Source organism: Streptomyces sp. Y2F8-2, assembly GCF_014905555.1.
GTDB lineage: Bacteria > Actinomycetota > Actinomycetes > Streptomycetales > Streptomycetaceae > Streptomyces > Streptomyces cynarae.
The window spans coordinates 447,404-464,720 of record NZ_BNGS01000004.1; the positions used below are offsets into that span (position 1 = coordinate 447,404).

13 protein-coding genes are annotated in these 17,317 nt (G+C 70.9%); 9 read left to right on the plus strand and 4 right to left on the minus strand.

Annotated features, from left to right (window positions below; all coding sequences use genetic code 11):
• Nucleotides 1-7 precede the first annotated feature (7 nt).
• The 6 genes from SY2F82_RS16385 (at nucleotide 8) to sbnA (ending at nucleotide 9,375) form a co-directional block, all read left to right on the plus strand.
• A complete protein-coding gene (locus SY2F82_RS16385) occupies nucleotides 8-760 on the plus strand; it encodes an anti-sigma factor (RefSeq protein WP_200419809.1) in 753 nt (250 codons plus the stop codon).
• Nucleotides 761-1,131: 371 nt separating this feature from the next.
• A complete protein-coding gene (locus tag SY2F82_RS16390; RefSeq protein ID WP_236041508.1) occupies nucleotides 1,132-3,603 on the plus strand; it encodes a Pls/PosA family non-ribosomal peptide synthetase in 2,472 nt (823 codons plus the stop codon).
• On the plus strand, nucleotides 3,600-6,188 hold the full coding sequence (locus SY2F82_RS16395; protein WP_200419811.1) for an amino acid adenylation domain-containing protein: 2,589 nt from the start codon (nucleotides 3,600-3,602) through the stop codon (nucleotides 6,186-6,188). Before SY2F82_RS16390 ends, SY2F82_RS16395 begins: the two co-directional genes overlap by 4 nt.
• A gap of 20 nt (nucleotides 6,189-6,208) precedes the next feature.
• Nucleotides 6,209-7,213 carry a TauD/TfdA family dioxygenase gene (locus SY2F82_RS16400; protein WP_200419812.1) on the plus strand — a complete coding sequence of 335 codons (1,005 nt, stop codon included), beginning with the start codon at nucleotides 6,209-6,211 and terminating at the stop codon, nucleotides 7,211-7,213.
• Nucleotides 7,210-8,280, plus strand: a complete 1,071-nt coding sequence (sbnB, locus tag SY2F82_RS16405) for a 2,3-diaminopropionate biosynthesis protein SbnB (RefSeq protein WP_200419813.1) — start codon at nucleotides 7,210-7,212, stop codon at nucleotides 8,278-8,280. The genes SY2F82_RS16400 and sbnB overlap by 4 nt, the downstream gene beginning before the upstream one ends.
• Nucleotides 8,281-8,331: 51 nt before the next feature.
• Entirely contained in the window at nucleotides 8,332-9,375 is a 1,044-nt protein-coding gene (gene sbnA, locus SY2F82_RS16410) for a 2,3-diaminopropionate biosynthesis protein SbnA (protein WP_200419814.1), read from the plus strand.
• A 54-nt stretch (nucleotides 9,376-9,429) separates the two neighbouring features.
• Here sbnA and SY2F82_RS16415 read toward each other — a convergent pair whose 3' ends face one another.
• The 3 genes from SY2F82_RS16415 to SY2F82_RS16425 all read right to left on the minus strand — a co-directional run bounded on the left by SY2F82_RS16415 (nucleotide 9,430) and on the right by SY2F82_RS16425 (nucleotide 12,860).
• Entirely contained in the window at nucleotides 9,430-10,167 is a 738-nt protein-coding gene (locus tag SY2F82_RS16415) for a 4'-phosphopantetheinyl transferase (RefSeq protein WP_200419815.1), read from the minus strand.
• Nucleotides 10,168-10,324: 157 nt separating this feature from the next.
• Nucleotides 10,325-11,203 carry a YegS/Rv2252/BmrU family lipid kinase gene (locus tag SY2F82_RS16420; RefSeq protein WP_200419816.1) on the minus strand — a complete coding sequence of 293 codons (879 nt, stop codon included), beginning with the start codon at nucleotides 11,201-11,203 and terminating at the stop codon, nucleotides 10,325-10,327.
• Between the two features lie 61 nt (nucleotides 11,204-11,264).
• Complete coding sequence (locus SY2F82_RS16425; protein WP_200419817.1) at nucleotides 11,265-12,860, minus strand: FAD-binding oxidoreductase; 1,596 nt, start codon at nucleotides 12,858-12,860, stop codon at nucleotides 11,265-11,267.
• A gap of 117 nt (nucleotides 12,861-12,977) precedes the next feature.
• Here SY2F82_RS16425 and SY2F82_RS16430 point away from each other — a divergent pair, with 117 nt between their 5' ends.
• Complete coding sequence (locus SY2F82_RS16430; protein WP_200419818.1) at nucleotides 12,978-13,577, plus strand: TetR/AcrR family transcriptional regulator; 600 nt, start codon at nucleotides 12,978-12,980, stop codon at nucleotides 13,575-13,577.
• Nucleotides 13,574-15,172 (plus strand): glycerol-3-phosphate dehydrogenase/oxidase, encoded by a 1,599-nt coding sequence (locus SY2F82_RS16435; RefSeq protein WP_200419819.1) that lies wholly within the window; start codon nucleotides 13,574-13,576, stop codon nucleotides 15,170-15,172. Before SY2F82_RS16430 ends, SY2F82_RS16435 begins: the two co-directional genes overlap by 4 nt.
• A gap of 41 nt (nucleotides 15,173-15,213) precedes the next feature.
• Here the strand turns inward: SY2F82_RS16435 and SY2F82_RS16440 are convergent, their stop codons facing one another.
• Complete coding sequence (locus SY2F82_RS16440) at nucleotides 15,214-16,404, minus strand: MFS transporter (RefSeq protein WP_200419820.1); 1,191 nt, start codon at nucleotides 16,402-16,404, stop codon at nucleotides 15,214-15,216.
• A 54-nt stretch (nucleotides 16,405-16,458) separates the two neighbouring features.
• Here SY2F82_RS16440 and SY2F82_RS16445 point away from each other — a divergent pair, with 54 nt between their 5' ends.
• A complete protein-coding gene (locus SY2F82_RS16445) occupies nucleotides 16,459-17,214 on the plus strand; it encodes a helix-turn-helix transcriptional regulator (RefSeq protein WP_200419821.1) in 756 nt (251 codons plus the stop codon).
• Nucleotides 17,215-17,317 lie beyond the last annotated feature (103 nt).

Genomic DNA, 17,317 nt, shown 5'->3' on the forward strand with positions numbered 1-17,317 from the left:
GGCGACCATGTGCCGTGACGTGACCTGCGAGCAGTTGCGGGAGGACGGTCCCGAGCTGGCTCTCGGCGTGCTTCCCGCGCGTGAGCGGGCCGGGGCGGTCGCTCATCTGGAACGGTGTGCGGACTGCCGGGAGTACATCGAGGAGCTGACCCTCGTCGGCGACCGGCTGATCGGGCTGCTGCCGTGCGGTGAGCCGCCGGTCGGGCTCGAGACGCGGGTGGCGGAGGCATTGACACAGGGCGCGTCGGCGCGCGAGGGGCGCCCGCAGGCCCGCGGGTCCGGCTTCCCGCACCGGCGCCTGCGAGGACGGGTACGGCTGAGGGCCGCCGCTGCCATGGCCGCGCTCGCCCTCGTCTTCGGGTTCGGGGGTTGGGCGGTCGGCACGGCGATCGAGGGCGTCACGACCGGGCCCTCGCACCCGGCCGAGGCGGGAGCGCGCATGCTCTGGGCGGGACTGACGTCCCCGCGGGTCAGCCAGTCGACGGGGGAGGTCTTCGCCCATCCGGGTGCGCCGGGCTGGGTCTACATGACCGTCGACCTCGCCGACGCCGGGATTCCGTACAGCGGTGCGGTCTCCTTGCAGCTGGAGCGCGATGACGGCACCTCGGTCCGGGTCGGCAGCTTCACCCTGCGCGACGGCTACGGCTACTGGGGCGGCCCGGCCCCCGTGGACCCTTCGGTGCTGACCGGCGCCCGGTTGACGTCGTCCGACGGCAGGGTGCTCGCCACGGCCCATTTCGCCGCCTCGCACCAGGCGTAGGGAGTGGGCGCCACGTGCGGTGGTGGACGGCCGAACTCAGTGCCGCCGAGCAGGGCGAGCCGGGCGCTTTCGACTCGTGGGGGCGGCCGCGCGCACCCTCCTTCACCTCTCCCTGTCCCTTCTGCTGGACGAGACGTGTGCCCGAAATGTGAGAAAAGCTACGAACGTCCAATACGTCGGTGCGTGTGATTCGTATACAAGGCATGGGGTCAGAATTGAAGCTCGTGTCCGGCGCACACGGAAACGCAACAGGCGGCAACCGGCCAGGGGGTCAGGCCGCCGTCGAGGAAGCACCGGCCGATGCGGGGCCTTCCCCGCCCCTCCAGGCAACTCGACGAGGAGAGCCGGCCGAACCGCTCGTCGCCGAGGACATGGAGCAGGCTCTCGCACAGGTGCTGGCCGAGGTCGTGGGCATCGAGCAGGTGCCGGCCGACAGTCACTTCTTCGACGACCTGGGCGCCGATTCCCTGGTGATGGCACATTTCTGCGCGCGGCTGCGCAAGAGGGCGGACCTGCCCTCGGTGTCGATGAAGGAGATCTACCAGCACCCCACGATCCGAAGTCTGGCGGCAGCGGTGCCCGACACCGCGCCCACGCCCACAGCCCCCGCGACCGCCCAGGCTCCGGCCCGGGAGACGCAGACCACGGGCGCCCCGCTCGGTGACACAGCCGGCACGACGGACTACGTACTGTGCGGAATCCTTCAGGCCCTCGCCTTCCTCGGCTACACCTACCTCGGGGCGATGGCCACCGTCTGGGGGTACGAGTGGATCTCCGCCAGGTCGGGCCTGCTCGATGTGTATGTGCGGTCGGTGCTGTTCGGCGGTGCCGTCTTCGTGGGGTTGTGCGCCCTTCCGATCCTGGTGAAGTGGACGCTCATCGGGCGGTGGAAGCCGGAGCGGATCCGGATATGGTCTCTGGGATACGTCCGCTTCTGGGTCGTGCGGACACTGATCCGTACGAACCCGCTGACGTTGTTCGTCGGCTCGCCCCTGTACGTGTTCTATCTACGGGCACTGGGCGCCGACATCGGCCGCGGTGCCGTGATCCTCTCCCGCCACGTGCCGGTCTGCACCGACCTGCTCACCATCGGCGAGGGCACCGTCGTCCGCAAGGACTCGTTCTTCCTCTGCTACCGCGCCCGAGCGGGCGTGATCGAGCCGGGCCCGGTCACGATCGGGAAGTCGGTGCTGGTCAGTGAAGCCACGGTGCTCGACATCCGGACAGCGCTGGGTGACGGAGCCCAGCTCGGCCATGCCTCCTCGCTGTACAGCGGGCAGGCCGTGCCGGAGGGCGAGCACTGGCACGGGTCCCCGGCACAGCGGACCGAGGCCGACTTCCAGGTCGTGGGCGAGACGCCGCATGCCACGCTGCGCAGAGCCCTGCACAGCGCACGGCAACTGGCGACCGCCTTCCTTGTGTACGTGCCGCTCGCGCTCGGTGGCACCATCATGTTGCTCATCGCGGTTCCACAACTCCACATGGTCATCGAGCCGGGCCCGGCGGTCCTGACCAACGGCACCTTCTACCGTGATGTGGCGGTGGTCGCCGCCGTGCTCGTCCTCGGCGGCGTGATCCTCGGCCTGTTGCTCGTCAGCGCTCTTCCGCGTGTGCTCCGTCGAGCCGTCGTACCGGGCCGGGACTACCCGCTGTACGGATGGCGCCACTCCGTCCACCGAGCCGTTTCGCGGCTCACCAACAGGCGAAACCTGACCCGTCTGTTCGGTGACAGTTCCTGCATCGTGCACTACCTGCGCGCCATCGGCTACGACTTCTCCCACATCGAGCAGACGGGGTCGAACTTCGGCACGGAAGTCAGGCACGAGACGCCCTTCATGAGTTCCGTCGGCAGCGGAACGATGGTCGCCGACGGCCTGTCGATCGTGAATGCCGACTTCTCCAGCACCGCTTTCCAGGTGTCCCGGGCGTCGATCGGGGCGCACAGCTTCCTGGGCAACCGGATCGCCTATCCGGCGCGGGCCCGCACCGGCGACAACTGCCTTCTGGCGACGAAGGTCATGGTGCCCGTCGACGGACGAATCCGGGAAGGTGTGGGGCTGCTGGGCTCACCCAGTTTCGAGATCCCCAGGACGGTCCTGCGCGACAGCCGGTTCGACCGGTTCAGGAGCGGAGAAGAGCTGCGCCGCGGCCTTGCGGCGAAGAACAAGCACAACGCGGCCACCATGGGTTGGTTCCTGCTCTCGCGGTGGATCTACCTCACGTGCGCCGCCCTGCTCGCCGCCGGGGCGGCCGACACCTATGCCCGGCTGGGCGCCCCTGCCATCGCATGCGCCGACGTACTCGTTGTCGTCTTCACCGCGGTGTACTTCGTGCTGGTCGAGCGTCTCGTCACCGCGGCGCGCCGTCCAGGTGTCCTGTACTGCTCGATCTACGATTCACGGTTCTGGTGGCGTGAGCGGTACTGGAAGGTGCCGTCCGAGACGTATCTGCGCTTGTTCGACGGCACTCCGTTCAAGAACGTGATCTGGCGGCTCCTGGGCGTGCGGATCGGGCGCCGGGTGTTCGACGACGGCTGCTACGTGACCGAGCGGCCGATGGTGAGCATCGGTGACGCGTGCGTCCTAAACGCGGGAAGCGTCATCCAGTGCCACTCGCAGGAGGACGGCACGTTCAAGTCCGAGAGCACCACGCTGGGTCGCGGCTGCACGATCGGTGTCGGTGCCCTGGTCCACTACGGCGTGACGCTGGGCGACGGGGCGGTGCTCGCCGCGGATTCCTTCCTCATGAAGGGAGAGGTGATCCCGCAGAACTCCCGGTGGGGCGGGAATCCGGCCCGCGAGCTGGAGCGGGGCCACGACGACGTGGGAAGGAGCAGCCGATGACCCTCGCAACCGACGCCCCTGTTCTCCAGCCCGGGGACGAGGAGTTCTGGCGGTCCGTCCTGACCCTCGGCGGGTTCACCACCGTTCCACGCTGGACGCTCACCCCGGTGCCGGGCGTGGCACAGCACGAGGTGCCGATCCCCCCGGACGTCATGGCCGCAGCGCGCCGGTTGGCCGACGACATGGCCGTGCCGCTCAGCTCGGTCCTGCTGGCGGCGCATGCCAAGGTACTGGCCGCCCTGTCCGGCGAGCGCGACCTCACGACCGGCTACATCGCCGAGCCGGACGCCCGGCCGCTGCCGTGCAGGCTGACGACCGATCACCCCCACTGGAGGGCACTGGCACGGGAAGCCCGACGTGCCGAAACGGACCTGCTGGCGCACAAGCAGGCCCCGGTCGAGGACCTCCAGCGCGAGTTGCAGCTGCCCGGTCCCCTGAGCGAAGCCTCCTTCGCCGCGTTCCCGGCCGACCGCAAGGCCGATGCCACCACGGCTGCTGCGCCCCGCGAGCTCCCCGCCGGCACCGTATGGCAGGTCATGTCCACGTGGAGCGACAGCGGACCCACCCTGCGGCTGCGGTACCGACGCGATGCACTGGACGCCCCGTGCGCCGCGCGTATCGTGGGCTACCACCTGACCGCCCTGACCTTGATGGCCGCCGATCCCGCCGCCCCGCCCGGGCAGCAGAGCCTGCTGTCCGCCGAGGAGGTCCGCCTCCAGCTCGACGGACTCGCCGGGCCGCGGCGCACGCTTCCGCAGCGGTGTGTCCACTCCCTGATCGAGCAGCGTGTACGGGACCACCCGAACCGCGTATCCATCGTGCACGGTAACCGGCAGTGGACGTACACCGAACTCAACGAGCGTGCCAACTACGTGGCTCGGGCCCTTCTCGGGATGGGGGCGGGGCGTGAGGACGTCGTCGCGGTGGTGACGGAACGCACCATGGACTGGGCGGCGGCCGTCCTCGGGGTCTTCAAGGCCGGGTGTGTCTACCTGCCCGTCGAGCCGCACTTCCCCGCCGACCGCATCGCGACCATGCTCTCGCGTGCCGGGTGCCGGCTGGTGCTGACCGAGCCCGGCAGCACCACCACCCTCTTGCGAGCCGTGGACGCACTGCCGGGGGTGCGGACCCTGCTGGTCGAGTCGGCCTACGGCGCGACGGACACGGCCGGTGACCTGGACCTGGACGTGCGCCTGGACCAGCTCGCCTACATCTTCTTCACCTCCGGCTCCACCGGCGAGCCCAAAGGCGCGATGTGCGAACACGCCGGGATGCTCAACCACATCCACGCCAAGATCGACGACCTGGGCATCGGCGAGGGCCAGGTCGTCGCCCAGACGGCGCCTCAGTGCTTCGACATCTCCCTGTGGCAGCTGTTGGCGGCGCTCGTGGCCGGCGGTCGGACACTGCTGGTTCCCCAAGAGGTGATCGAGGACGTCCCGCGATACCTCGACACGATCGCCGAGGGCCGCGTCAGCGTTCTGCAGGCCGTGCCCTCCTACCTCGACGCCGTGCTGTCCTCGCTGGAGAAGTGCCCGCGCGAGCTGCCGGACCTGCGGTGCGTGTCGGTCACCGGCGAGGCCCTGAAGAAGGACCTCGTGGAGCGCTGGTTCCGCGCCCAGTCGGCGATCAGGCTCGTCAACGCCTACGGGCTCACCGAGACGTCGGACGACACCAACCACGAAGTCATGGACCAGGCGCCGGACACCGACCGGATCCCGCTCGGCCGTCCAGTGAACAACGTGCGGGTCCGCGTCGTCGACGACAACCTGTCACTGGTGCCGCTCGGCGCACCCGGCGAGATCGTCTTCGCCGGAGTCTGCGTCGGCCGCGGCTACGTCAACGATCCGGAGCGGACGCGCCAGTCCTTCACGACCGATCCCTACCGCACCGGCGGCCGGCTCTACCGAAGCGGCGACTACGGCCGCTGGCTGCCCGACGGCAAGCTGGAGTTCCTCGGCCGCCGGGACAGCCAGGTGAAGGTCCGCGGATTCCGCGTCGAGATCGAGGAGGTCGAGAACGCCCTGCTGAAGGTGCCCGGCGTGCGCGCCGGCGCGGTCGCGGTCACCCGGAACGATCGGGGCGGGAGCCTCGTGGCCTTCTGCTGCGGTGAGCACCCGCCTGCCGACAACACCGTGCGACAGCACCTGAGCAGGCACCTGCCCGTCTACATGGTCCCCTCGTCCTTCCACTGGCGCGATCACCTCCCGCTGACCGGCAACGGCAAGGTCGACCGCAAGGCCCTGGCATCGCTCGCCGGGGAACTCGACCACACCGGACCTCACGACACCTGCGCCGCAGCGGCGTCGGGCACCGGCGAACCACCGCGCACACCGACCGAGGAGCGCCTGGCCGCCGCCTGGGCCACGGTGCTCGGCATCCCGCAGCACCGGATCGGTCGGCACACCCACTTCTTCGACGACGGCGGCGGCACCTCGCTCACAGCGCTCCAACTCGCCATCCGGCTCGACCGCACGGTGTCCCTGAAAGACCTCACCCACCATCCGGTGCTCGCCGACCTGGCCCGCCTGCTCGACGCCCGAGCCGCGTCGTCCCGAGCCGCGTCGTCCCCGACCGTTTCGTGAACCGCTGGAGGCAGTGAGAGATGTCGTCCTCATTCACCACACGACCGGTCGATCCGGACCTTCGGCTCGGCTCCGTACCGATCCTGACCACCGGCCCGACCGACGATCCCGACCGTTGGGCGGCCGAACACCGGGACCTGCTGCGCAGCCTGGTCACCGAGCACGGTGCCGTCATGGTGCGCGGTCTGGGGCTGCACGACGTCGCCGGAACCGCGTCGGTCTTCACCCGGCTGGCCACCGGGCTGATGGTCGAGACGGAGGCGTTCGCCGCACGGCGCAGCTACGGCACCGGCGTGTACTCGTCGTCGACGTGGCCGCCCAACCGGACGATGTGCATGCACCACGAGCTCAGCTACGCGCTGCGGTTCCCGGGCCTGATGCAGTTCGCCTGCCTGGTCTCGCCCAGCCGTGGCGGTGCGACCGCCCTCGCCGACTCGCCGACCGTACTCGCCGCCCTGCCCGAGGCACTCGTCGATCGGTTCGAGCACGAGGGCTGGTTGCTCGCCCGGAACTACAACGACGACATCGGCGCCTCCTGGACCGAGGCGTTCGGAACAGCCGACCGCACAGCCGTCGAAGACTACTGCCGCGCCGCCGCCATCGAGTTCGACTGGCAACCCGACGGCGGCCTGCGCACCAGGCAACGCCGCAGCGCCGTGATCCGTCACCCGCTCACCGGGCGGCGCTGCTGGTTCAACCAGATAGCGTTTCTCAGCGAATGGACGCTGGATCCGGAGATACGCGAATACCTGGTGGATCTCTACGGGTCGGACGGGTTGCCGTTCAACACCCGTTACGGCAACGGCGACGCCATCTCACGGGACACCGTCGACCTCATCAACGAGGTCTACCAGGACCACACCGTACGCGAACCGTGGCAGGACGGCGACCTGCTGCTCGTCGACAACCTGCGCACCGCGCACAGCCGAGAAGCCTACGAAGGACCGCGCGACGTCATGGTCGCCTTGGCCGACGCAGTGCGCCTGCCCGACTGCTCGCCGACCGTGGAGGTGATGACGCGATGACCACCACCTGCTCGCCCGCCGCCCGGCTCACCCCGTCCGGGACGCCACGGGTGCCTCCCTTCGCCGTCATCTCCGGCGCACAGGTGCAGCGCGCCCTGCAGGGGTGCGAAGAGCACATCGTGGAGCTGGTGCAGGCCGCGTACCGGCTGCACGCCGCAGGGGACTCGGTGAACCCGCCGTCCTCCTTCCTGCGTTTCCACGACCGTCCGTCCTCCCGGATCATCGCGCTGCCCGCGTCGCTCGGTGGTCGGACACGGGTGGACGGCCTCAAGTGGATTTCCAGCTTTCCCCAGAACGTCGAGGGCGGCATCCCGCGGGCATCGGCGGTGCTCATCCTCAACGACCATGACACCGGTTACCCGTTCGCGTGTCTGGAAAGCTCGATCATCAGCGCGTCCCGGACAGCGGCGTCGGCCGCGCTCGCAGCCGACTGGCTCAGCCGGAAACGGCCGCGCCCGACCCACCTCGGCTTCGTCGGAGCGGGTGTGATCGCCCGCTACATCCACACGTTTCTGGCCGGCACCGGCTGGTCGTTCGAGAACATCGGCGTGTTCGATCTGTCGCCGGACAATGCGAGGGCCTTCCGCTGCTGTCTGGAGCAGTCGGGGGCCGCGGGGCCCGTCACCGTGCACGACAGTGCCGAGCAGGTCATCCGCCTCAGCGACCTGGTGGTCTTCGCGACGGTCGCCGCGCGTCCCCACGTCCACGACCCGGCGTGGTTCGCGCACGATCCGGTGGTGCTGCACATATCGCTGCGCGACCTGGCCCCCGAGGTACTGCTCGCCTCGGCCAACATCGTCGACGACGTGGAGCATTGCCTGCGAGCCGACACCTCACCGCACCTGACCGAACAGCTCACCGGGAACCGGCAGTTCCTCGACGGGACGTTGGAGGACGTCATGTCCGGGCGGGTCACACCACCGCCGGACCGCCCTGTGATCTTCTCACCCTTCGGCCTGGGAGTGCTCGATCTGGCCGTCGGCAAGTACGTCTACGACCAGGTCGCCGAGTCCGGAGGACTCAACGTCATCGACGACTTCTTCCACGAGCTGAACCGCTACGGATGAGCGGCCCGCGGCACCGCGCACCGAGCCGCCCTTCGATCCACGGAGGCCATCGTGCCAGTCATATCCGATCCGTACAGCTTCAACGAGGAGGACCTCTACGTCGACCTGCGGTCGATCTGCGGGCAGCCGCTGTTCCTGAAGTGCGAGGGGTTCAACTTCGCCGGCTCCATCAAGCTGAAGCCCGCCAGGGAGATGGTGGAGGCCGCGGAACGGGCAGGGGTCATCACACCCGACTCGGTTCTGCTCGAGTCCTCTTCGGGCAACATGGGCGTGGCCATGAGCGTGATCGCGGCCAGCAAGGGCTACCGGTTCCTGTGTGTGACGGACTCGCGCTGCAACCTGTCGACCCGGTTGTTGATGGAGGCACTCGGCGCCCATGTCCACGTCGTCACCGAGCCCAGCCCGCACGGCGGTTTCCTCGGTGCTCGCCTCGACTACATCCGCGGGCAATGCGCTCGCAGCGGGAGATACGTGTGGCTGAGCCAGTACACCAACGCGAACAACTGGAAGGCGCACTATCACCGGACGGCCCCGGCGATCGCGCGCTCCTTCCCGGGCCTTGACGTGCTGTTCGTCGGAGCGGGCACCACCGGAACGCTCATGGGCTGTGCCCGCTGGTTCCGGCGCTGGCACCGCCCCGTGCGGATCGTCGCGGTCGACACCGTCGGTTCGGTGACCTTCGGCGGAGCGCCGGGACGCCGGATGCTTCCCGGCCTGGGGATGAGCATGCAACCGCCGCTGCTGGACGCGTCGTACGTGGACGAGGCGATAGAAGTCGAAGAGGCCGACACCATCCGGGCCTGTCACAGCCTGGCCAGGCACGGTTTCCTCTTCGGGGGCTCCACGGGCACCGTGGTCAGCGGGGCGGTCGACTGGCTGGCCCGATGTGACACGCAGGCCCTCACCGCGGTGGCCATCGCGCCGGACCTGGGGGAGCGCTATCTCGACACCGTCTACCAAACCAACTGGATCCGGGATCTCTACGGCGACGCCGTCTTGGGCGACGATGTCGTGACCAGCGATGCGCAGCTTGGTACCGATGTCCCTGAAACCAGGCCGGCATCGTCGGCCCGGTCGCCGGGCACCCTGTCGTAGGCGCCGTACGCGGAGCTCTCGGCACCTGACGGAACCGACGTGCCCCCGAGGCGGTCAGGGGGCGGTGCCGTTCCGGCCGTCACCGGTCTCCCACCCTCGACCGGAGCGGCCTGACCCGCGCGCGGTGACGGCCGTCAGCACAAGGCCGGCGCCCACCACGAAACACCCGTCGAGACCGGTCGGCACCCTCTCGTCGGCGGCCGCGCGTTCGACCAGACGCCCGTGAAAGCTCCCATCGGAAGAGTGCACGGTGACGAACACATCGGTGTAGTCGAGCCACGCATGGGTCAGCGTGAACCACGCCTTGTAGATGCTCTCCTTGGCACTGAAAAGGACCCGGTCCCAGCAGAAGGGCCCTGAGGGCAGGTCTTCGACAGCCGTCCGTTCCGCAGGGGCGCTGATCGCTTCCAGGACACCCGCCGGCAGCGCCTTGTGAGGCTCGGCATCGATGCCCACCGCCGCCAGGTCCCGCTCCAGCGCCACCGCCGCCGCGCAGTAGCCAGGACAGTGCGTGATGCTGCCGACGATTCCCCGAGGCCACACCGGTTCCCGATGCGCCCCGATCAGGACCGGGGCTGCCGGCAACCCCAGAGCTCGCATGGCGCGCCGGGCGCAGGTCCTGCCGGCGGCGAACTCCCACATCCTGGCTTGCGGGACCCCACCCAGAGCCGCGACCTCCTCGGGCAGGATCCGCACGTCGTCGTCGTGCCCCATGATCTGCGCGGCACGGGCGACGGCCGGCAGCAGCCCGCCCATCGACACCACCGGCTCGGGTACGGAAGGGACGGACATGGCACACCACCCCACCCCTCACGCACTTTCCTTCTTCGCCCCACGACCGCGCTTCATCCCACGACCGTGTTGTTCCCCCCTGCGCGCCATTATCCGGCGGCCGGGGCGGTTTCGAAGCCGGGAGGAAGCGGGCCGCACGCAGGCCGGGTCGGGATCCCTAGCAGAGCACGGCGAGTGCTCCGGGCAGCACCCGGGCCGTGACGGGAAGGACGGCGTCGACCTCGCCGTCGGCGCCGTAGGGCACTTCCCGGTCGGCCTCGATGCGAACCTCTCTTCCCTGGGCGATCCGCACTTGGGGCCGGTGGACGTGGGCACCGGACTTGAGCTCGTTCATCAGGGTGAAGAAGAGCCGGCGCGGTGCTTCGCGGATCATCACCACTTCGAGCAGTCCGTCGTCGATGCGGGCGCCGGGGGCGATGATGCGGCCGGAGCCGTAGTAGGGGGAGTTGGCGGCGACGACGGTGTAGCCGCGGTGCGCGAGTGGCTCGCCGTCGACGGTGACCCGGTAGGCGGCCGGGCGCCAGGTGGCGACGGCTCTCAGTCCGCCCGCATAGTAGGAGGCGGCGCCCTTCAGGAGTGTGGAGCGGTTGGCGTGACGGTTGGCGAGGGCGTCCACCCCCGCGTACACGCTGCCGAGGACGACACTGCGGCCATGGGCGGACTCCACTTCGATGGTGTCCACTGACCGGGGAGCGCTGTGCAGGAGTACCCGGGCCAGTGCTTCCGGGTCGGTGGGCAGGCCGAGCGCGCGGGCGAAGTCATTGCCCCGGCCGGCCGGGACCAGGCCGAAGAGTGTGTCGGTGCCGCTGAGGGCCCCACCGATGCCGCCGACGACGCCGTCGCCGCCGACCGCCAGGACCACGCGGTTTCGCCGCCCGGCCTGGCGGGCGAGCTCACAGGCGTGGGCCAGGCTGCGGCTGTACTCGGTCTCCAGCGCGGCCCCGGCCTCCCTCAGCAGCCGGGCCACGTGGAGCAGCACCGCGACCCCGGTGGATCCGCCGGCGGTGGGGTTGACGATGGCGGTGAACTGTCGCATCGGTGTGCCTCCAGAGGCGGCTGACGGCTTGTCGACGGGATGGGGGGTGGGCCGGGGTGGGTCAGTCGGCGGGCAGGAGGACGCCGGGATTGAGCAGACCTGCCGGGTCCAGTCGGCGTTTGACGGCCTGGAGGGCGCCGATGCCGAGCGGACCGGCCTCCCGGACGTACCACTCGCGGTGGTCGGTGCCCACCCCGTGGTGGTGGCTGATGGTCCCTCCGGCCGCCAGGATCGCCTCGTTGGCGGCGCGCTTCGCGTGGGCCCAGTGCGCAAGGGCGTCCTCGCCCTGAGCGGAGACCACGGTGAAGTACAGCGAAGCACCGTTCTCATAGACGTGGGAGATGTGGCACATCACCAGCGGCGGCGTGCCGGACTGGGTGAGCGTGCCGGCGAGCGCTTCGCGGACGGCGGCGTACAGTCCGGGAAGGCGGGACCAGAAGGCGGCCGTCTCCAGCGTCTCGGCGAACGCCCCGGCGTCCAGCAGCGCGTCCCGCAGGTAGGGAGCCGAGTAGCGGCCGTGGGCCCAGCGCTCTCCCGGCTCCCGGCCCAGACAGGTGCCGCCGGCGTCGCGCAGCACGGCCGCGGCCCGCTCCCGGCGGTGGGCGGTGTCCTCCTCCGTGCCCTCGTAGCCGGTGATGGCCAGACATCCGGCGTTCTGCGGAAGGCCCGAGGTGCCGATGGCGTCGGGCTGGGCGAGGCCGATCAGCGACTCCGTCTCGTCCGACAGGCGCAGCACGGTCGGCCGCGGTCCGTCCTGGGCGAGGCGCCGCAGGGCGGCTGCGCCCGCTTCGAAGGACTCGAAGCGCCATCCTTCGTGGACGCGGGTCTGGGGGAGGGGACGGACCCGGACGGTCACCGAGGTGATGACGCCGAACGCGCCCTCGGAACCGAGGACGAGCTGACGCAGGTCGGGCCCGGCCGCTGAGCGCGGGGCACGGCCCGCGTCGAGGGTGCCGGACGGGGTGGCGAGGGTGAGGCCGAGGACCATGTCGTCGAAGCGGCCGTACCCGGCGGAGGCCTGACCGCTGGAGCGGGCCGCGGCGAATCCGCCGATCGTCGCCCACTCGTAGGACTGCGGGAAGTGGCCGAGCGTGAAGCCGTGTTCGGCCAGGAGGGCTTCGGCGTGCGGGGCGCGCAGGCCGGATTGCAGGGTGGCCGTGCGGGAGACCGGGTCGAGGTCGAGCAGGGCGTTCATGCGGCGCAGGTCCAGCGCGACGAAGGGGCGCCGCGGCTCGGGGGCGAGTCCGCCGACGACGGAGGTGCCGCCGCCGAAGGGGACCAGGGCCAGGTCGTGCGTGGCGCAAGCCGTCAGCACCGCGAGCACCTCGTCGTGGCTCGCCGGGAGGACCACGGCCGCCGGGAGGTCGCTCACGTCGCCGTCCCGGATGCGCAGCAGATCCGGCGTGGACTTGCCGCGGGTGTGCCGGACGCGGGACTCGGCGTCGGTGCGCAGATGCTCTTCCCCGCCGACGGCGGTGAGCAGGGCCCGGCGCGCGGCCGGGTCGAGGAGCGGCTCGGGTACGGCGATCTCTTCCAGGGCGATCGGCTCCGCGCTGCGCGGTTTCACCCCGAGCAGGTCGCGCAGCAGCCCGATCACCGAATCGGGCAGCGGTGTCGCCCTGGCCGGATCACCCCAGCCGCTCCACAGCATGTCCATGGCGCTTGTCCTCACCGGTCGTCGCGACGGCGTCGTCGCGAGTCAGTCGTCGATCGCGGCAGTGCGGTAGGGGAGGAGTCCCGCCCCAGCACCGCCGAGGGCGTTACACTGTGACACATGACGCCTATTCGTCACAACGCCTCGGACGGCGATGCAGTGCTCGACGCGGTCCGCGATTGCGTCCTGGCCGTCGGCGTGCGGCGCACCACCCTGACCGACGTGGCCCGCCGTGCGGGCGTCTCGCGGATGACGCTGTACCGCCGCTGGCCCGATGTGCGGTCGCTGGTGGGCGACTTGATGACCCGGGAGTGGATCCAGGCGGCCACCGGCGCGATGCCCGACCCGAGGCCGGGGACGACCACGCGCACGCGGATCGTGGACGGCCTCGTCAACGGCGTGGACGCCTTCCGGAGCCACCCCCTCTTCCGCAAGATCGTCGACGTCGATCCCGAGCTGCTCATCCCCTACGTGCTGGACCGGCGCGGGGCGAGCCAGGAAGCCCTCCTGGAACTGCTCGCCGACGCCCTGCGCGAAGGGCACGCGGACGGGTCGGTACGCCCCGGCCACCCCGAACGGCAGGCGAGGTCCCTGCTCCTGGTCGCCCAGTCCTTCACCCTGTCGCTGCGCACCATGGCCGAGGAGGACGACGCCGAGCTGAGCACGGAGGCCTTCTCCGCAGAACTGCGGACCATCCTCGAGAGGACCCTCACACCATGAGCTCCAGCAGCAGTCCGGCCTCCTCGCAACGACCGGTTGCCGGTTCGTCCCTGACCGCGGGCCGTCGCCTGCGCGAACTGGCTGAGACCGCCGGCGGCGCGCCCGTGGACGTCCTGGTGGTCGGCCTCGGGGCGACCGGCGCCGGGGCCGCCCTGGACGCCGCCGCCCGCGGACTGACGGTCGCCGCCGTCGACGCCCACGACCTGGCCTTCGGTACCTCCCGCTGGAGCTCCAAGCTCATCCACGGCGGACTGCGTTACCTCGCCTCCGGCCAGCTCGACGTCGCTCACGAGAGCGCCCTCGAACGCGGCCTCCTGATGGAGCGCACGGCTCCGCACCTGGTGCGGGCGCAGCCGTTCGTGCTGCCCCTGACCCCGCTGGTCTCCCGGGGCCAGGCGGCGCTGGCCTGGGCCGGGTTCCGCGCCGGCGACACGCTGCGTCTGGCGGCACGCACGGCGCGGGCCACGCTGCCTGCACCGCGCAGGCTCTCCGCCGCGGAAACCCGTCACCTGGCTCCCGCACTGCGCGGCTCCGGGCTCCGCGGCGGCCTGCTGTCCTGGGACGGCCGGGTGACCGACGACGCCCGCCTGGTCACCGCGATCGCGCGTACGGCGGCGGCGCGGGGCGCACGGATCCTCACCCGGGTGCGGGCGCTGGAACTGACCGCGTCCGGTGCCCGCATACGGGACGAACTCACCGGTGAGGAAGGCGAGATCCGCGCCCGCGCGGTGATCAACGCCTCCGGCGTGTGGGCGGGCGGCCTGGTGAACGGGGTCCGCATACGGCCCTCGCGCGGCACCCACCTCGTCCTGCGCGCGGACCACCTGGGCTTTCTGCCGGCCGGCCTGCACATCCCGATCCCCGGGGAGACCAACCGCTTCGTCCTCGTCCTGCCGCAGGGCGACGGCCGGGTCTACGTCGGACTCACCGACGAACCCGTGGAAGGCGACGTACCGGACGTGCCCGACGTGCCGGAGACCGACATCGGATTCCTGCTCGACGTCCTCGGTTCCGCACTGGACGTCCCCGTCCACCGCGACGACGTGGTGGGCGCGTTCGCGGGACTGCGGCCGCTGCTGGACAGCACCCCGGGCGGGGACCCGGGCGCGGCGCCGAGCACCGCCGACATCTCCCGCAGACACGCCGTGCTCACCTCGCCGGAGGGAGTGGTCACCGTGGTGGGCGGCAAACTGACCACATATCGGCGCATGGCCGAGGACGCGGTCGACGCCGCTGTCGCCGCACACGGCCTGTCCGCCGGTGCCTCCCCGACCAGCGCCCTCCCGCTGGTCGGTGCCGCACCGCCCCGGGCGCTCGGCGCCCTCCGCGCGCCGCGACGCCTGATCAACCGCTACGGCACCGAGGCGCCGGCCGTCCACGCGCTGGCCACGGCCGACCCCCGGCTCGCACGGCCCATCCTGGAAGGGCACCCGGTGACCCGCGCGGAACTGCTGTGGGCCGTACGCCACGAAGGGGCACTCGACGCGGCCGACCTCCTCGACCGTCGCACCCGCATCGGGCTGGTCCCCGACGACCGAGCCACCGCGCTGGAAGCCGCACGGGAAGTACTCGACGAGTCGGGCGTCGGCGACTGACCGGTAGCGCGCCCGGGCCGCCCGCGAAGGACCCGGGCGGGTCAGACGCGGCTGGGCTCGGTGGCGTCCCCGCTGGGGTCTCCCAGCAGGCGCTTGTCCACCTGCGGTTCGGGCAGCGTGCGAAACAGCAGCCAGCTCAGGGCGGGCATCAGGATCAGGGGGGCCAGCGCCGTCCGCAGGGAGGTGGCGTCGGCGATGCCGCCGATAACCGGGCTGGTGAGGCCGCCGACACTGACCATGAGACCGAGCGTGATGCCGCTGGCCGTACCGACACGCGTAGGCAGATAGTCCTGGGCGAGGGTGACCTGAAGCGAGAACGGTACGTACAGGCCGACGGAGGTCAGGGCCACGAACAGATAGACGGCCGGGCCGGGGACGAACACGACACCGGCGACTGCGGCCACCGTGGTCAGGTAGGACGTGCTCACCACCCTGACCCGGTCCCAGCGATGGGCCAGTTTGCTCCCGAGGACCGTGCCGACCGCGCCGCCGAGGTAGAGGACGAACAGCGCGGCCGTCCCCGCCGCCGTCCCCCATCCCGTCTGCTGCCGGACCTGGAAGGCGACGAAGGTGCTCATGGCGACGAAGGTGATCGACCGGCAGACCACCGCGAGCGAAAGCCGCACGAACGAGGGCCAATGGTCCCGCCCCGCCGTGGCCGCCGTGCGGGAACCCGTGCGCGGCGCCTTCTCCACGGCGCGCAGCACCGGCAGCGTCAGCCCGCTGCCGACCAGGGCGGGCACGATCAGCATGGGTGACCAGCGCAGTCCGCCGGTGGCGATCACGACGGTGACCAGGAGGGGGGCGAAGGCGAAGCCGATGTTGCCGCCGAGGGAGAACCAGCCCATGGAAGTGTGGCTCCCCTTGGCGGCCAGCCGAGCGAGACGGGCCGACTCCGGGTGGTAGGCGGCGACCCCGATCCCGGACAACGCCATGGACATCGACGTGAGCGTGTACGAGCCGCCGATGCCGCTCAGGGCGACACCGAGTCCGGCGAGGACCGTGCTGACCGGAAGTAACCAGGGTATGGAGCGCCGGTCGGTGAGCGCACCGAAGACGGGCTGGGCGACGGAGGACAGCAGGCTTGTGGCGAGCACGATGCCCGAAGCCGCGGCGTAGGTGTAGGAGCGCTCGGCGACGAAGAACGGGATGAGGGACGCGACGGCGCCCTGGTACACGTCCACACAGGCATGTCCGACCGAGAGCAGGACGAGCGACTTGTTCCTTGGCATGGCGCCATGGTCGTCCGTCGACGAGCTGTCGCACTTCCGATAATCTGCCGAGGGATGAGGGAAATCCGCCACGTCCCGGTGGCGCCGACGGACACGCGGTGGCTGGCTCCAGGCACCGGCATCGACGCCCACCGGCACGACGACCATCAGATCGTGTACGCGGGCCGGGGCGTGGTCGCCGTCACCACCGACGCGGGCTCGTGGGTCGCCCCGGCCACCCGCGCCATCTGGGTCCCGGCCGGTACCGTCCACTCCCACCAGGCCCACGGAGCTCTCGAACTGCACCTGGTCGGTCTGCCCGCGCACACCAACCCGCTCGGTCTGGACGAGCCGACCGTGCTGAGCGTCAGGCCGCTGCTGCGGGAGTTGATCCTCGCCTGCACCCGGGACCCGGACGACGACAGCCCCGAACGCGGGCGGCTGATCGCCGTCCTGCTGGACCAGTTGCGGGCCTCGCCCCAGCAGCCGCTGCATGTGCCCACGCCCACGGCGCCGCAACTCAAGGCGCTGTGCGGGATCCTGCTCGCCGATCCTGCCGACGACCGCACCCTGGCGGCCCTGGGCCGGCAGGTCGGTGCGAGCGACCGGACGTTGTCCCGCCTGTTCAAGGCCGACCTGGGTATGACGTTCCCCCAGTGGCGCACACAGGTGCGGCTCTCCCACGCCTTGGTCCTGCTCGCCGAGAACACGCCCGTCACGGTCGTGGCGCACCGGTGCGGCTGGTCATCAGCGAGCGCGTTCATCGACGTGTTCCGCCGCGCCTTCGGCTACACCCCGGGACGCGCCTCGGGCGGGCGGCCGGCGGAGTGACAGTACGCCTGGCGGGGCCGTCGTCCGCAGCCGTGCGCAACGGCTGCCGGTGAACAGCCGAGGGTGATGCGACGGCCGGACGCCTGTCGCGATGGGTACCGGT

Bases quoted from the DNA above. Each gene is read 5' to 3' on its own strand.
- SY2F82_RS16385 (WP_200419809.1), top strand. From the start codon at position 8: ATGTGCCGTGACGTGACCTGCGAGCAGTTGCGGGAGGACGGTCCCGAG.
- SY2F82_RS16390 (WP_236041508.1), top strand. From the start codon at position 1,132: ATGGAGCAGGCTCTCGCACAGGTGCTGGCCGAGGTCGTGGGCATCGAG.
- SY2F82_RS16395 (WP_200419811.1), top strand. From the start codon at position 3,600: ATGACCCTCGCAACCGACGCCCCTGTTCTCCAGCCCGGGGACGAGGAG.
- SY2F82_RS16400 (WP_200419812.1), top strand. From the start codon at position 6,209: ATGTCGTCCTCATTCACCACACGACCGGTCGATCCGGACCTTCGGCTC.
- sbnB (WP_200419813.1), top strand. From the start codon at position 7,210: ATGACCACCACCTGCTCGCCCGCCGCCCGGCTCACCCCGTCCGGGACG.
- SY2F82_RS16415 (WP_200419815.1), bottom strand. From the start codon at position 10,167: ATGTCCGTCCCTTCCGTACCCGAGCCGGTGGTGTCGATGGGCGGGCTG.
- SY2F82_RS16420 (WP_200419816.1), bottom strand. From the start codon at position 11,203: ATGCGACAGTTCACCGCCATCGTCAACCCCACCGCCGGCGGATCCACC.
- SY2F82_RS16425 (WP_200419817.1), bottom strand. From the start codon at position 12,860: ATGGACATGCTGTGGAGCGGCTGGGGTGATCCGGCCAGGGCGACACCG.
- SY2F82_RS16430 (WP_200419818.1), top strand. From the start codon at position 12,978: ATGACGCCTATTCGTCACAACGCCTCGGACGGCGATGCAGTGCTCGAC.
- SY2F82_RS16435 (WP_200419819.1), top strand. From the start codon at position 13,574: ATGAGCTCCAGCAGCAGTCCGGCCTCCTCGCAACGACCGGTTGCCGGT.
- SY2F82_RS16440 (WP_200419820.1), bottom strand. From the start codon at position 16,404: ATGCCAAGGAACAAGTCGCTCGTCCTGCTCTCGGTCGGACATGCCTGT.
- SY2F82_RS16445 (WP_200419821.1), top strand. From the start codon at position 16,459: ATGAGGGAAATCCGCCACGTCCCGGTGGCGCCGACGGACACGCGGTGG.